This window comes from Faecalibacterium sp. AF27-11BH, from assembly GCF_003603005.1.
GTDB classification, from domain to species: Bacteria; Bacillota; Clostridia; order Oscillospirales; family Ruminococcaceae; genus Faecalibacterium; species Faecalibacterium taiwanense.
The window spans coordinates 37637-51564 of the sequence record NZ_QVGS01000009.1; the positions used below are offsets into that span (position 1 = coordinate 37637).

Here is a 13928-nt window from a genome sequence, read left to right on the forward strand (position 1 = left end):
ATACTAATTTGTAAATACGTTTTATTCCGCCCGGTTCTGCACGGCAGCCGCACCGCCGATGATCTCGGTGATCTCCTGTGTAATGGAGCCCTGACGGGTGCGGTTGTACTCCAGCTGCAGCTCCCGGATCATATCGTTGGCGTTCTTGGTGGCGGAATCCATGGCGGTCATGCGGGCGCTCTGCTCTGCGCAGAAGCTCTCGGTCATGGCACCAAAGATCATGCCGTGCATATAAATGGGCGCGATCTGTTCAAACACCGTCCATGCAGACGGGAACATCTCCACATCGCCCTTCGGATCGCCCAGACCCTTGGGGGCAGGCTGCAGATGGGCGCGGTCCAGCGGCAGCAGACGCACCATGGTGGGCTCGCTGGTCAGTGCATTCTCGATGCGGGTATAGATGAGATAGATCTCATCCAGCTTGCCGGTCTTGAAATCATCGATGGCGTCCATCGTGATATCGCGGGCACGCTGCAGCGTAGGCTCCGTGGCACCGTAGTGGAAATCCTCCACCAGCCGCGGATCCTTGTGGTACAGGGCGCGGTAGCCGGTCTGGCCGATCACATAGAACCGGTCGTTCTCATCCGCATTTTCCTTGAGGAACTTGATGATGTTCTGGTTGTAAGCGCCTGCCATGCCCTTATCTGCCGTCAGCACGATGTAGGCCCGCTTGGGGTTTGCGATATTACGCTCGTGGAAGAACGGATGCACCGGCTCTTCCGGCAGGTGGGGCACCACGCGGGAAATGGTATCGCGCATACGGTTGAAGTAGGGCGATACATTCTGGTAGTTCTTACGTGCCTTGCGCAGCTTGGACGAGGAGATCAGGTACATGGCGTTCGTGATCTTCATGGTGTCCTGAATGCTCTCGATGCGCTCCTTCAGCAGCTTACTGGACGGCATGGCTGTCGCCTCCCGCATAAGCTTTCCAGGCGTTCAGGATGGCATCGACCATTTCAGGTTCCAGCTTGCCGGTGGCGGTGATCTTATCCATCGTACCGGACACATCCGCGCGGAACTGACGCACAAATGCGGAAGTTTTGGCGCGCAGCTCGGCAGTGGGCAGTTCGTCCAGCACACCGTGGGAAGCCAGCACCAGCGTGACCACCTGCTCGGCGTCGGACTTGGGCTGATACAGCGGCTGCTTGAGCATTTCCATCAGAGCCTTGCCGTGGTCCAGCTGGCGGCGGGTCTCTGCGTCCAGATCCGAGCTGAACTGTGCAAAGGACTCCATATCCTTGTACTGTGCCAGCTCGATACGCAGGTTGGCGTTGGCCTTCTTCATGGCCTTGGTCTGGGCAGCGCCGCCCACACGGGACACCGACAGACCCACATTGACGGCCGGGCGGTTGCCTGCATTGAACAGAGCGCTCTCGAGGAAGATCTGACCATCGGTGATGGAAATGACATTGGTGGGGATGTAGGCCGAAACGTCGCCTGCCTGCGTCTCTACGATAGGCAGTGCGGTGATGGAACCGCCGCCCAGATCGTCGCGCATCCGGCAGGAGCGCTCCAGCAGACGGGAGTGCAGATAGAACACATCGCCGGGGTAAGCCTCACGGCCCGGAGAGCGGCGCAGCAGCAGAGAAATGGCACGGTAGGCCACTGCATGCTTGGACAGATCGTCGTAAACGATCAGCACGCTCTTGCCCTGACTCATGAAGTACTCGGCCAGTGCGGTACCGGCATAGGGTGCGATGTACTGCAGGGGAGCGGAATCCGAAGCAGTAGCCGCCACGATGGTGGTGTAGCTCATGGCACCGTGCTTCTGCAGATCGCCTGCCACGCGGGCAATGGAAGAAGCCTTCTGGCCGATGGCCACATAAATGCACAGCACACCGGTGTTCTTCTGGTTCAGGATGGCGTCCGTGGCGATGGAGGTCTTGCCGGTCTGGCGGTCGCCGATGATCAGCTCACGCTGACCGCGGCCGATGGGGAACATGGAATCGATGGCGAGGATGCCGGTGTGGAGCGGGGTATCCACGCTCTGACGCTCCAGAATGCCGGGGGCCTGCTTTTCGATGGGGTTGTAGCCCACAGCTTCAATGGGGCCCTTGCCATCGATGGGCTCGCCCAGCGGGCTGATGACACGGCCCAGGAAGGCATCGCCCACCGGGATGCCGGCACGCTTGCCGCTGCGGGTCACCATGGTGCCCACGCCGACGGTCTCAGCTCCGTCGAACAGCATGATGCCCAGCTGTTCGGGGTCCACGCTCTCCACCATGCCCTTGGCACCGTTGTCGAAGGTGACGATCTCGCCGTACACGGCGCGGTTCATGCCTTCGACGTGCACGATGCCGTCGGCAGAGGAGATGACCACACCGCCCTCGGCAGAGGTCTCGGCGGGCTTGTAGTCCTCAATGCGGGTCTTGAGGGTAGCCAGCGAGGGCTTGCCCTCCATCATCTTGTCCAGCTGATGACGGCCGGAGTTATCGAACACGCGGTCGCCCACCTGCAGGACATAGCCGGACAGCAGGCTCTCGTCCACCGTCACGTTCAGGATGACCTCGGTGGCATCATACAGCTTGCGTACCTCGGCGCGGATCCGGTTCAGCTCCTCTTCCCGGGGCTTGCGGGCGCTGCGCAGCTCGGCCTTGACGATGCGGTTGTCCGCAAAAAATTCACGACTGAATTCAGTTGCCATTGCCTGCACCTGCTTTCTCCAGCAGATCGTCCAGCAGACGTGCATCGTCCTGGGCGGTCAGATTGCGGGCCAGCAGCTTCTCGCACATCGCACGGGCCAGTGCCGTGGTCTGGGCATCGGCTTCCCGCAGCTTGCTCTGGCGTTCGGCCTCGGCGCTCGCCTTGCCGGCGGCCACGATGGCGTCCGCCTGCTTGCGGGCATCTGCCAGCAGCTGCTGCTTTTCGACCTCAGCCTGCTTTTCGTAGGCTTCGCGGCGGGCAGCGGCCTCATTGTCCACATTGCGCAGTTTTTCCTGCGCGGCGTTCATGGTCTCTGCGGCTTCCTTCTTGGAGGTCTCCGCATCGGCCAGGTTTGCGTCCACCATCTGCTGGCGCTTTGCGATCACGTCCTGAACAGGCTTGAACAGGAACTTGCGCAGCACCGCATACATGACGAGGACGTTCACGACGGTCCACAGCAGGTTAATATCCAACTTCAGCATTCGTCTGCGCCTCCGTTACTGACCCAGGAACAGGATGATCAGCAGTGCAACGACGAAGCCGAAAATTGCAGTACCTTCTGCCAGAGCAGCGCCCAGCAGCAGGTTGGTCTGGATCTTGCCGGATGCCTCGGGCTGACGGGAGATTGCCTCCGTTGCCTTACCCGTTGCGATGCCGATGCCGATACCGCCGCCAATGCCGGTCAGCGCTGCAATGCCAGCGCCCAGAGCAATCAAACCATTCATAGTAATAACCTTCTTTTAAATTCAGTAAATATCAATGGATCAGTCTTCTCCGCCCATGGTTTCTTTCATGAACAGCGAAGTCAGGAACACGAACACATAGGTCTGGATCAGACCGTCGAACAGGTCAAAATACAGGCTGAACACCGCCGGGACGAACACAGGCACCACGAGCTTGATCAGCTCCATGATGACGAATGCACCCAGCACGTTGCCGAACAGTCGCATGCACAGGCTGGTGGGGCGGATGGCGATCTCGAGGATGTTCATAGGGGTCATGACCGGCGTGGGGGCAGCCAGACTCTTGAAGAAGCCAACGCCGCCGCGTGCACGGATGCCGGCACCCTCGATCAGCACAATGCTCATCAGCGCCAGCGCTGCGGTCACGTCCAGATCCTTCGTGGGGGGCTTGACACCGAACACGCCGATCAGGTTGCTGAAGGCGATGTAGATGGCCACGGTCATCAGGTAAGGCACATAGCGCCTGCCCTTTTCGCCCAGCAGACCTTCAAAGAAATTAGTGCCTGCGAGGTAGGCCATTTCCAGCACGGCCTGACGCTTGCTGATATGGTCCACCTTCAGGTTTCTGGTAAGCAGGATCGAGCCGATGGTGACGATGGCCAGGATCACCCAGCTGATGACCACGGATTCCGGGATCTGCAGCGGGCCGACCTTGACGTATTCAACGGTCAGCTCTTCCATCAATGCTTTGGTCAGATTATTCAATTGTTTTTCCTCCTTCCTGAAGAATAGGGTTCCGGGGGTAAGACCGCCGCACCGCCCCGGCGGCGCAGCGTCCTTCTTATCGCTCGAAGAAAAGGCGCAGCTTTGTGAAAAAAGTAAGGAAGGTGTTCGGCTCTGTCCGGTCACACCCTCCCTCCTGCACGGGTCACTTCGTCTTTTTTCGTTGTGTATGATAGTACGATTGACGAAAATTGGCAAGTGGCTTTGTGCACATTCTACATTTTAGGTGGTTCTACTGCATTGATATACAAAAAAAGTTGTGCATCTTGTCCAATAAAACGTTCTTCACATGTACTTTTTCCACAAATTTCTTAGCCAATTCTTAGGTTTCAATGGCTTTTTCAGGGCATTCCGGGGAATATTTCCATCAAAAATGCCCCATTTTACATACTTTATATGCCCGATATATAAAATTCGTATAGGCGTCTCGTCCGGTATTACACCCGCTCCTATACATATTTATTATAACTGCATATCTAAAATCTGTCAGTCCGCCTGTTTTGCGCCGCGGCGGAACACCAGCCGGAAGATGGCACGGGCAAGCGGCCCGCAGTACAGCATCTGCCAGCACAGGGCCATGGGCATATTGTAGCCCCATGTATGCACCCAAGTGCCAAAGCCGGGTTCTTTAAACAGCACCGTTGCGATCAGGCTCATCACCGGGCACATGATGCACACGATCATCAGCGAGATGGCATAGGTGATGAACTGCGGACGATCTGTGGGCCGCATGAACATAAACGCCAATCCGGTGGCCAGTTTCTCCACCACGAAAAATTCCAGCACGCAGGCAATGGGAACCATGATCGGCATCTCGTGCAGTGCCATAACAAAGGTGGCATTGGTGACACCGCCTGTGTTCAGCGCCACATTGTAAACGATCATGCCATAGACCATAATTGCAGCCATGACAATGGTAAAGAAGATACGTTCCGGTAAAGTTTTAGGCATTTTGATTCTCCGTTTCTTTTGTGTCTAAATTTTTGCCGCAAAAAAGCCGCCCCGCGAAACTTTCATCTCGCGGGGCGGCGGCGACTACCATTCATTGGTGCTATTTTAGCACAAATCGATCTGACGCATAATACCCTGTGGACACTTTCTCCCGTTTTGCGCAAAATCCTCCACAAACGGCCCGGAACTTCTGGGCAGCTTTGCTGTGACTCTCCCGGCAGCCCTCCCTGCAGGGCACAGAGTTCCTCCCCAAAGGGCCCGATTGCCCGGGCACACCGCACAGAAAGCGGCATTTTGCACGTTCTATCTGCTGTTTTTCAAGAACTGCACAATTTTATATTTCTATCCTTGTGCACTCTGCGAATAGACAAATCAATCAGGAATATGTATAATAAAGCCAGAAACCAGAGAAGTACAGCAGAAGCTCAAGAGAGAGCTAATCCCGCTGACTTGAAGCAGAAAGGAGCGAGACCGATGGTCGATATGGAACCCGCACAGCAGGGACAGGCTGTCGGGATTCGCTGAGAAGCAAAATAGAGGCTCACCACAGACGGGATGTTTCCCCCGTATAAAAACACAACAAAAATGAGCCAGTCTTGAGCATCAAAAATGCGATTACACGACAACCTGTCGATAAACTTAACCCCCAGCGATTCAAATAGATCCGCCGGAGATGATTCCTATGAAGGTATCTTTTGTACGGAGAACATTATTTGAATAGCAAAAAAGGAGTTCTACCAATGTACTAAGTAGTTTGCCCCTGGCGAATCTAACTCGAAAGAATGTGGTAATATGAAATTCATCTTCCGAATCTCGGTGCCGCACTCCATCAGTTAAGAGAAGGGTCAATCCAATGTACTAAGTAATCAGTCCCCTTGAAATAGATTCTCAGTTTCCAGTAGTTTCTAAGGAGAGTCACCCTATGAAACGTTTACTCCGAAAATGAGGAACCCCAAGGAGAAGAGGCTTATGACTCCGAAGAAGTAAGTATCCAGCCGGACGAGGGCTTGCAACCGCCTCGTCCGGCTGGTTTTATTTTGTGCTGTTTTCACCAACAGTCAACGCTCGATTTGTGCAAATTTTACGCTGCGCGGTTGAATACCGTCCTTTGTTTTTGCACTTTTCTGTGGTATACTGTGGAAAAAGATGGGAGGTGCATTTCATGGAGTCGTTCGTTTCGTTTTCCACTCTGTTCAACCTTGTGCTGACCGTTATCTGGTTCATCTCCGGCATTCGGGACCTTCAAGGCAAAGACCCGTTCCTCGATCTGCCGTTCAACCAGTATCACCGCGACCCGGAGTACCGCGCCTTCTGGCAGAAAAAGAACGGCGTGTTTTACATGCTCAACAGCATCGCCTTTCTGATCTTAGCCTTCACACCTGTTACATCGCTGCTCTACCGTATCATCTTCGGCATCGCCATCGTGGGAGACCTTCTTTATCTTGTCGCTTACGAAAGCTGGAACCATAGTGCGGATTGACAGCCGGAAAGGGGCCACCATGAATTTGAATCTTTCGGACTGGGATTGGCTGAACGCCGCGCTGGGTGTGCTGTTTTTGTACCGCGGCATCCGGGATCTGTACAATGGCACCGGCACCGGATGGAGCAGTGAGGACGAAAAGAAGCACTTCCGCAAATTTTACGGCATTGCTTCGATCCTTTGCGGTGCACTCTATCTGGTCAACACCTTTCTTCCCAGGGTCGAGCCGCTGCACTCCATTTTGATGGTGGCAGCGCTCGTGTTGTGCGCTGCCCTGCTGATCTCGTATCTGTGCTATACTCTGAGCAGGGACGACAAAAACAAAAAGTGAGAGGTTGCTATGGAAGTCATCTGTGCGATCTTAACCGCACTTTTCGGCATCGGGTTCGGCATTTTTATGGCGCTGCATCCGGAAGATGCCATTGCCCTGCGCTCCCGCAGGCGGTACACGCAGGTACCTGAGCCCACGGAAGAGTACATCAAATTGACCCGGCTGGAGGGCATCGTAGTTTCGGTGCTCTGTGCCGTGCTTCTGGTGGTTCTGCTGTTCGCACCCCAATAATACTTTGCAGCTTTCCTCTTGCGTTCGTTTTCTCATCCTGCTACAATGAGAAAAAACGCAGGAGGTATTTTATTATGGTCAAGCATGTGATCCTGTGGCAGCTGAAGGACGAGCTGTCCGATGCCGAAAAAGCCGCCGTCAAGGCAGGCATCAAAGAGGGGCTGGAAAGTCTGGCCGGCAAGATCCCCGGCCTTGTGGAAGTGCATGTCAACATCAACGGTCTCCCCTCTTCCACCGCCGACCTGATGCTGGACACCACCTTTGAAAGCGCCGAGGCCCTCAAGGGCTACTCCGTCCATCCCGCCCATGTGGCTGTGGCCGACGGCAAGGTGCGGCCCTACACCAAGGCACGGTTCTGTCTGGATTACGAGATTTAATGTTGACAAACCCACCGTTTTTGCGTATTATAGACATAACAGTGTAAATTGGCTGTGAAGAGAAGAGTACGCACCGTCTGCGCCTGACAGAAAGCCCGAAGGATGGAACCGGGCAGGCCGCGCGATGCCGAAGATGGTCTCGGAGCTGCGCAGGTGAAAATTGAGCCTGCGACGGGTGCGCCCGTTACCGCGCTGCGCCGTGCTTTTTGGCCCGGCAAAAGGCTGCGCCCGCAAGGGTGCGGCGAAGCAAGGTGGTACCACGAAAGTTTCAGGCTCTCGTCCTTGTCCGGCTCAGTCCGGCAGGATGAGGGCTTTTTTCGTCCCCCGCCAAATCAGGAAAGGAAGAGTATCAACCTATGAGTGAGCACAAGACATTCTACATCACCACTCCCATCTACTACCCCAGCGACAAGCTGCACATCGGCCACAGCTATACCACTGTCGCCTGCGACGCACTGGCACGCTTCAAGCGGATGCAGGGCTATGACGTCATGTTCCTGACCGGCACCGACGAGCACGGCCAGAAAATTCAGGACAAGGCTGCCGATGCCGGTGTGACCCCCAAGGAGTATGTGGACAAGATCGTAGCCACCGTCAAGGATCTGTGGAAGCTGCTGGACGTCAGCTACGACCGCTTCATCCGCACCACCGACGACTACCACATGGAGTCCTGCCAGAAAATTTTCACCAAGCTGTATGAGCAGGGCGACATCTACAAGGGCGAGTACATCGGCCACTACTGCAAGCCCTGCGAGAGCTTCTGGACCGACAGCCAGCTGGTGGACGGCAAGTGCCCCGATTGCGGCCGCGAAGTGTACGACGCACACGAGGAAGCCTACTTCTTCAAGACCAGCAAGTATGCCGACCGCCTGCTGAAGCTCTACGAGGAGAACCCCCAGTTCATCCAGCCTGAGAGCCGCAAGAACGAGATGATCGCCTTCATCAAGCAGGGCCTGCAGGACACCTGCGTGTCCCGCACCTCCGTGAAGTGGGGCATCCCCGTGCCCTTCGACCCCAAGCACACCATGTATGTGTGGGTGGACGCCCTGAGCAACTATATCTCCGCGCTGGGCTACGGTAACGAAAAATATCACGACTACGACAAGTTCTGGCCTGCCGACCTTCACATGGTGGGCAAGGAGATCCTGCGTTTCCACACCATTCTGTGGCCCGCCATGCTGATGGCTCTGGATCTGCCCCTGCCCAAACGGGTGTTCGGCCACGGCTGGCTGCTGATGAACGGCGGCAAGATGTCCAAGTCCGTGGGCAACGTGGTGGACCCTGTGATCCTGTGCGACCGCTACGGCGTGGATGCCATCCGCTACTTCCTGCTGCGTGAGATTCCCTTCGGCAACGATGGCATGTTCACCAACGAAGCCCTGATCACCCGCATCAACAGCGATCTGGCGAACGATTTGGGCAACCTGCTCAGCCGCACGGTCGCCATGTGCGAGAAGTACTTCGGCGGCACCGTGCACAATGTGGCCGGTACCGAGGCCATTGACACCGAGCTGGAGACCATGGTCAACGAGCTGACCGCCAAGGTCACGGCCGACATGGACAGCCTGACCATCCCGCAGGCCCTGATGGAGATCTTTGCGGTCATCCAGCGCGCCAACAAGTACATCGACGAGACCGCACCCTGGGCGCTGGCCAAGGACGAGGCCAACAAGGCCCGTCTGGAGAGCGTGCTGTACCACCTGTGCGAGGCACTGCGCGTGTGCGGCATCCTGCTGAACGCATACCTGCCCACCACCGCACCCAAGATGATGGAACAGCTGGGTCTGGACGCATCTGCTCTGGACCTGACCAAGACCACCTACGGCGCACAGGAGACCTACACCGTGCACAAGGGCGAGGCACTGTTCCCCCGCATCGATGTGGCAAAGGAAATTGCCCACCTGAAGGAAGAGGACGAGAAACGCAAGGCCGCTGCCGAAGCTGCCAACAAGGCCAAGGCCGAAGCAGAGAAGAAGGCTGCCGCCCCCGCCGAGGAGAGCACCGTGGACTTTACCCACGAGGAAGAGATCGACTTTGACACCTTCTGCAAGGTGGAGCTGCGCGTGGCCGAGGTGCGCGCCTGCGAGAACCTGAAGGAGAGCAAGAAGCTGCTGCACCTGACCGTGTTCGACGGCGAGCGGGAGCGCTGCATCCTTTCCGGCATTGCAAAGTGGTTCAAGCCGGAAGACCTGATCGGTAAGAAGATCGGCATTGTGTGCAATCTGGCTCCCCGCCCGATGATGAAGGGCAAGTACGTCAGCGAGGGCATGATCTTTGCTGCTGATACCGCCGACGGCGGCTGCTCCATCGCTTTCTACGGCGACGACACCCCCGTAGGCAGCCGCATCCACTGAGCCGCCATGCAGGAAAACAAAACGCTTTCCCACGCGGAATGGCTGGATAAAATTTTCGGCACGCCGGTGTTTGCCGTGCTGCTGGCCATCTTCTGCAATGTGCTGTGGGGCTCGGCCTTCCCCTTCATCAAGCTGGGCTACCGGCTGTTCTCCATTGATTCCGGCAGCACCGCCTCCATCTTCTGCTTTGCCGGTGTGCGGTTCATGCTGGGCAGCTTTCTGGTGCTTCTGGGCAGTGTTCTGTTGCAGAGCCGCCTGCCCAAGTTTCCCCGCGGCAAAGTGGCAGCGGAGTGCTGTGCTCTGGGCCTGTGGCAGACCACGACCCAGTACGCATTCTATTACATCGCTGTTGCCATGCTCACGGGTGCCTTTGGCGGTATCCTGAACAGCACCCAGAGCTTTCTGGGCGTGATTTTTGCCCATTTCATCTACGGCAACGCCGACCGCATGACCGCTGCCAAAACGCTGGGCTGTGTCATCGGCTTTGCGGGCGTGCTCATCGGCACGCTGGGCAACCACGGCAGCGGAAGCGGCTGGGGCGTGTTCTGCATGATGGCCGCTACCATCATCTTTACCCTGTCCGGCCCGTGGAACAAATCCGTGACCAAAAAAGCAGACAGCTTTGCCGTCTGCTTCATCAACCTGTTCGTGGGCGGTCTGGCACTGTTCGTGCTGGGCACTGTGCTGGGCGGCAGTCTCCATGTGCAGAGCGCACTGGCGGTGGTGGTCATGCTGTATCTGGCCTTCATCTGCGGGGCAGGCTATGTGCTGTGGGCCCTGCTGATGAAGAACAACCCGGTCAGCCGCATTGCCATCTTTGGCTTCGTGAACCCGGTGGTCAACGTGCTGCTGAGCGTCGTGCTCAACGGCGAACCCCTGTTCCGCTGGCAGTATCTGGCGGCGCTGGTGTTCGTGTGTGTGGGCATCTGGCTGGTGAACAAGGCCCCCGCCAAAAAGGAGGGCAAATGACCGGCCCCATTTTTGACACCCACGCGCACTACAGTGCCCGCGCTTTTGACGCAGACCGCGATTTCCTGCTGGACAGCCTGCCCGGCAAGGGCGTGGTGGGCGTGTGTGAACAGGCCACCCACTCCGGGGATGCACCCAAAGTGCTGGAGCTGGCGCACCGCTACCCGTGGGTGGTGGCAGCTGTTGGCATCCACCCGGAAAGCCTGCTGCCCGCCGCCGACTGCGGCGAGGAAGGCCCGGCTCCTACGGTCTCGGTGTACGGCGGAGACTGGGCCGCAGAGATGCGCGCTCTGGCCCTGTATTACGAGGACCCCAAGGTGGTGGCAGTGGGGGAGTGCGGGCTGGACTACCACTGGCCTGTGCCCAAGGATGCCCAGCTGGCCATGTTTGAGGCACACATCCGGCTGGCGCTGGAGCTGGACAAACCCATCATCGTGCACGACCGCAACGCCCACGCCGACGTTTACGCCCTGCTCAAAAAATACCAGCCCAAGGGCATCGTCCACTGCTATTCCGGCAGTGCCGACGACGCGGTGTGGCTGGCAAAACAGGGACTGTTCATCGGTTTTGGCGGGGCGTGCACCTTCAAGGGTGCCAAGCGGGCGGCAAAAGCCATCAGCGCCCTGCCGCTGGAAAGCATCGTGCTGGAGACCGACTGCCCCTACATGGCACCGGAGCCGGTGCGCGGCACCCGCTGTGACAGCTCCCTCATCCGCTATGTGGGCGAGTATATCGCCCAGCTGCGGGGCATCTCTGTGGAAGAGGTGTTCCGCACCACAGCCGAAAATGCCCGCCGGGTATACGGGCTGTGATCCGTTTTTCGCAAGTTGCACAGGTTTTTCTCTGTGCTTCTGTATAAATCAACAATCAAAATCCAAACTGTTATAAGGAGAACCTACCATGAAAGCACGTATTCCTAAGCACCGCGAGTTCATCATCAACTTCCCCGACAGCATCGACCAGAACAAGGCCAACGAGGGCTGGGCAAAGCTGCAGCAGATCGTTGAGGACTACAAGAAGGCCCACAATGGCGCTTCCGTCTACGCCCCCACCTTCATCGAGGACTGCGAGGCCGAGGTGAAGAAGCTGCAGGAAGAGTACGGCTTCGAGTACACGGTCGAATACGTTCAGTAATTTCCGATATTTAAAATCCCCTCTGTGCATCTGCGCAGGGGGGATTTGCTGTTTCAGGGGGAACCGCTTTTCCCTACGGTGCACTTCCCCGCAAAAATACAGCCCCGGCAGACTGCATGGTCTGTCGGGGCTGTGCTTTCCTGTCCGGGTCACTTTTCCACTTTACTCAGCAGGATGCGGTCGTTGTCCAGGTTCTTGCCTGCGTTCTCGCGGAACTTTTCAAGCAGGTCGTCCACGGTCATCCGGCTGCGTTCCTCGCCCTTCACGTCAAAGACGATGCGGCCGGAATCCATCATCAGGGTGCGGTTGCCCAGCTCCAGTGCCTGATGCATATTGTGGGTGACCATCAGGCAGGTGATCTTCTTTTCAGCCACGATGCTCTTGGTCAGCTCCAGTACCTTTTCGGCGGTGGCGGGGTCCAGTGCGGCGGTGTGCTCGTCCAGCAGCAACAGCTTTGGGGTGACCAGCGTTGCCATGAGCAGGGTCAGCGCCTGCCGCTGGCCACCGGAAAGCAGTCCCACCGGCTGCTTCATGCGGTCCTCAAGGCCCATATCCAGCAGCGCCAGCTTTTCGCGGAACACTTCCTTGTCCTTGCGGGAGATGCGGGAAAAGATGGCGTGGGGCGCGGTGCCGGCACGCAGATAGGCCAGTGCAAGGTTTTCCTCAATGGTCATGTTGGGTGCCGTGCCTTTGAGCGGGTCCTGAAACAGGTGGCCGATGACCTTGCTGCGCTGATGCTCCGGCGCAAAGGTGATATCCTGTCCGCCCAGCAGGATGCTGCCCTCATCCGCGATGAAGCCGCCGGTGATGGCGTTGAACAGGGTGGATTTGCCCGCGCCGTTGGAGCCCACGATGGTGGCAAAGTCCCCGGCTTCCATGTGCAGGCTGACACCGTTCAGGGCCACTTTTTCATTGACCGTGCCGGGGTTGAAAGTCTTGTGCAGATCGTTCAGCTGAAGCATTTCCATCTTACTTTCCCTCCTTGCCGGTGGTCCCGCGGCGGCGGCAGGCCCCATGCTTGCGCTGCTCAAAGGCGATTTTTTCCTTGATGGCCGGCATCGAAATGGCGATGGCCACGATGATGGCGGACACCAGCTTCATGGCGGCGGCAGGCACATTGAAGCGCAGGGCCACAGCCACGATAAAACGGTACAGGCAGCTGCCGAACACCACGCCGATGATCCGGCGCAGCATGGTGCGCTTACCAAGCAGAGTCTCGCCGATGATGAGGGAAGCCAGTGCGATGGTCACCATGCCGGTGCCCACATTGATATCGCAGCTCTTCTGATACTGCGCCAGCAGTCCGCCGGAGAGGGCGCACAATGCGCCGGAAATGCACAGGCCCACCGTAATGGTGAAAGCCGGGTTGATGCTGGAAGCACGCACCATAGCAGCGTTGTCACCGGTGGCGCGGATGGACAGGCCCAGCCGGGTGCCCAGAAAGCCCAGCATCGCCGCACCGGCAAGCAGGATCATGGCCAGCGCGATGGCCAGCTTATACCAGCCGCCAAGGAAGCTCAGTGAGCCCTTTGCCAGCGAGAAAACAGTGTCGGTCTTGACCAGCGACATGGTGGAGGAAAAGCCCATCACGGCCAGATTGATGGTGTAAAGGCCGGTGTTGACGATGATGCCTGCCATGATGCTCTCCACGCCAAGGCGGGTCTGCAGAAAAGCCGTAACAAAGCCGGAGCACACGCCTGCCGCCATGGCTGCGAACAGGGCCAGAATGGGGTGGCCGGTCAGTGCTACCTGACAGGCCACGGCGCAGCCCAGCGTGAAGCAGCCGTCAGTGGAAAGATCTGCGATGTTCAGGATGGAATAGCTCAGGAACAGTGCCAGCGCCACCAGGGCATAGATACAGCCCAGTTCCAGCGCCGTCTGTAGGACGTTGAGCGAAAAGATACTCGCCAGCATGTGTGTGCTCCTTTTATGTTTCTTTTTGAGTGGACGATTTAAAATGGCCTCCGCTTTTGCTCTGGCCATAATTTAAGG

The 13928-nt window shown here is 57.4% G+C and carries 16 protein-coding genes and 1 other annotated feature; of the genes, 8 read left to right on the forward strand and 8 right to left on the reverse strand.

Annotated features, from left to right (window positions below):
• Positions 1-21: 21 nt before the first annotated feature.
• From atpG to DWY76_RS09670, 6 genes are all read right to left on the reverse strand, one after another.
• A complete protein-coding gene (gene atpG, locus DWY76_RS09645) occupies positions 22-903 on the reverse strand; it encodes an ATP synthase F1 subunit gamma (protein WP_097781573.1) in 882 nt (293 codons plus the stop codon).
• Entirely contained in the window at positions 890-2644 is a 1755-nt protein-coding gene (gene atpA / locus DWY76_RS09650) for a F0F1 ATP synthase subunit alpha (protein ID WP_005944488.1), read from the reverse strand. Before atpA ends, atpG begins: the two co-directional genes overlap by 14 nt.
• Positions 2634-3125, reverse strand: a complete 492-nt coding sequence (locus DWY76_RS09655) for an ATP synthase F0 subunit B (RefSeq protein ID WP_005944489.1) — start codon at positions 3123-3125, stop codon at positions 2634-2636. The genes atpA and DWY76_RS09655 overlap by 11 nt, the downstream gene beginning before the upstream one ends.
• Positions 3126-3140: 15 nt before the next feature.
• On the reverse strand, positions 3141-3368 hold the full coding sequence (gene atpE, locus DWY76_RS09660; RefSeq protein WP_005944490.1) for an ATP synthase F0 subunit C: 228 nt from the start codon (positions 3366-3368) through the stop codon (positions 3141-3143).
• 39 nt (positions 3369-3407) lie between these two features.
• Positions 3408-4091 (reverse strand): F0F1 ATP synthase subunit A, encoded by a 684-nt coding sequence (locus tag DWY76_RS09665; protein ID WP_165852615.1) that lies wholly within the window; start codon positions 4089-4091, stop codon positions 3408-3410.
• A gap of 504 nt (positions 4092-4595) precedes the next feature.
• Positions 4596-5060 carry a DUF2798 domain-containing protein gene (locus DWY76_RS09670; protein WP_120081211.1) on the reverse strand — a complete coding sequence of 155 codons (465 nt, stop codon included), beginning with the start codon at positions 5058-5060 and terminating at the stop codon, positions 4596-4598.
• Positions 5061-6222: 1162 nt separating this feature from the next.
• On the opposite strand from DWY76_RS09670, the gene DWY76_RS09675 reads away from it, so the two are divergent.
• From DWY76_RS09675 to DWY76_RS09715, 8 genes are all read left to right on the forward strand, one after another.
• The gene (locus DWY76_RS09675; protein ID WP_120081213.1) at positions 6223-6540 is read left to right on the forward strand and encodes a hypothetical protein; all 318 of its coding nucleotides are present in this window, start codon (positions 6223-6225) and stop codon (positions 6538-6540) included.
• Positions 6541-6559: 19 nt separating this feature from the next.
• The gene (locus tag DWY76_RS09680) at positions 6560-6871 is read left to right on the forward strand and encodes a hypothetical protein (RefSeq protein ID WP_120081215.1); all 312 of its coding nucleotides are present in this window, start codon (positions 6560-6562) and stop codon (positions 6869-6871) included.
• A gap of 9 nt (positions 6872-6880) precedes the next feature.
• The gene (locus DWY76_RS09685) at positions 6881-7102 is read left to right on the forward strand and encodes a hypothetical protein (protein WP_120081217.1); all 222 of its coding nucleotides are present in this window, start codon (positions 6881-6883) and stop codon (positions 7100-7102) included.
• Between the two features lie 74 nt (positions 7103-7176).
• Positions 7177-7479: a Dabb family protein gene (locus DWY76_RS09690; RefSeq protein WP_097775196.1), complete on the forward strand. Its 303-nt coding sequence runs from the start codon at positions 7177-7179 to the stop codon at positions 7477-7479.
• Positions 7480-7524: 45 nt separating this feature from the next.
• Positions 7525-7766 (forward strand) — a binding site (T-box leader).
• Between the two features lie 69 nt (positions 7767-7835).
• Positions 7836-9833 carry a methionine--tRNA ligase gene (gene metG, locus DWY76_RS09700; RefSeq protein ID WP_005944502.1) on the forward strand — a complete coding sequence of 666 codons (1998 nt, stop codon included), beginning with the start codon at positions 7836-7838 and terminating at the stop codon, positions 9831-9833.
• Between the two features lie 6 nt (positions 9834-9839).
• Complete coding sequence (locus DWY76_RS09705) at positions 9840-10802, forward strand: DMT family transporter (protein ID WP_120081219.1); 963 nt, start codon at positions 9840-9842, stop codon at positions 10800-10802.
• A complete protein-coding gene (locus tag DWY76_RS09710; protein ID WP_120020929.1) occupies positions 10799-11614 on the forward strand; it encodes a TatD family hydrolase in 816 nt (271 codons plus the stop codon). Before DWY76_RS09705 ends, DWY76_RS09710 begins: the two co-directional genes overlap by 4 nt.
• Positions 11615-11702: 88 nt before the next feature.
• Positions 11703-11936 (forward strand): hypothetical protein, encoded by a 234-nt coding sequence (locus tag DWY76_RS09715; RefSeq protein ID WP_005944505.1) that lies wholly within the window; start codon positions 11703-11705, stop codon positions 11934-11936.
• A 149-nt stretch (positions 11937-12085) separates the two neighbouring features.
• Here the strand turns inward: DWY76_RS09715 and DWY76_RS09720 are convergent, their stop codons facing one another.
• Complete coding sequence (locus DWY76_RS09720; protein ID WP_165852618.1) at positions 12086-12898, reverse strand: ATP-binding cassette domain-containing protein; 813 nt, start codon at positions 12896-12898, stop codon at positions 12086-12088.
• A 7-nt stretch (positions 12899-12905) separates the two neighbouring features.
• Positions 12906-13850, reverse strand: coding sequence for an ABC transporter permease (locus DWY76_RS09725; RefSeq protein WP_120081221.1), 945 nt, complete (start codon positions 13848-13850; stop codon positions 12906-12908).
• Positions 13851-13928 lie beyond the last annotated feature (78 nt).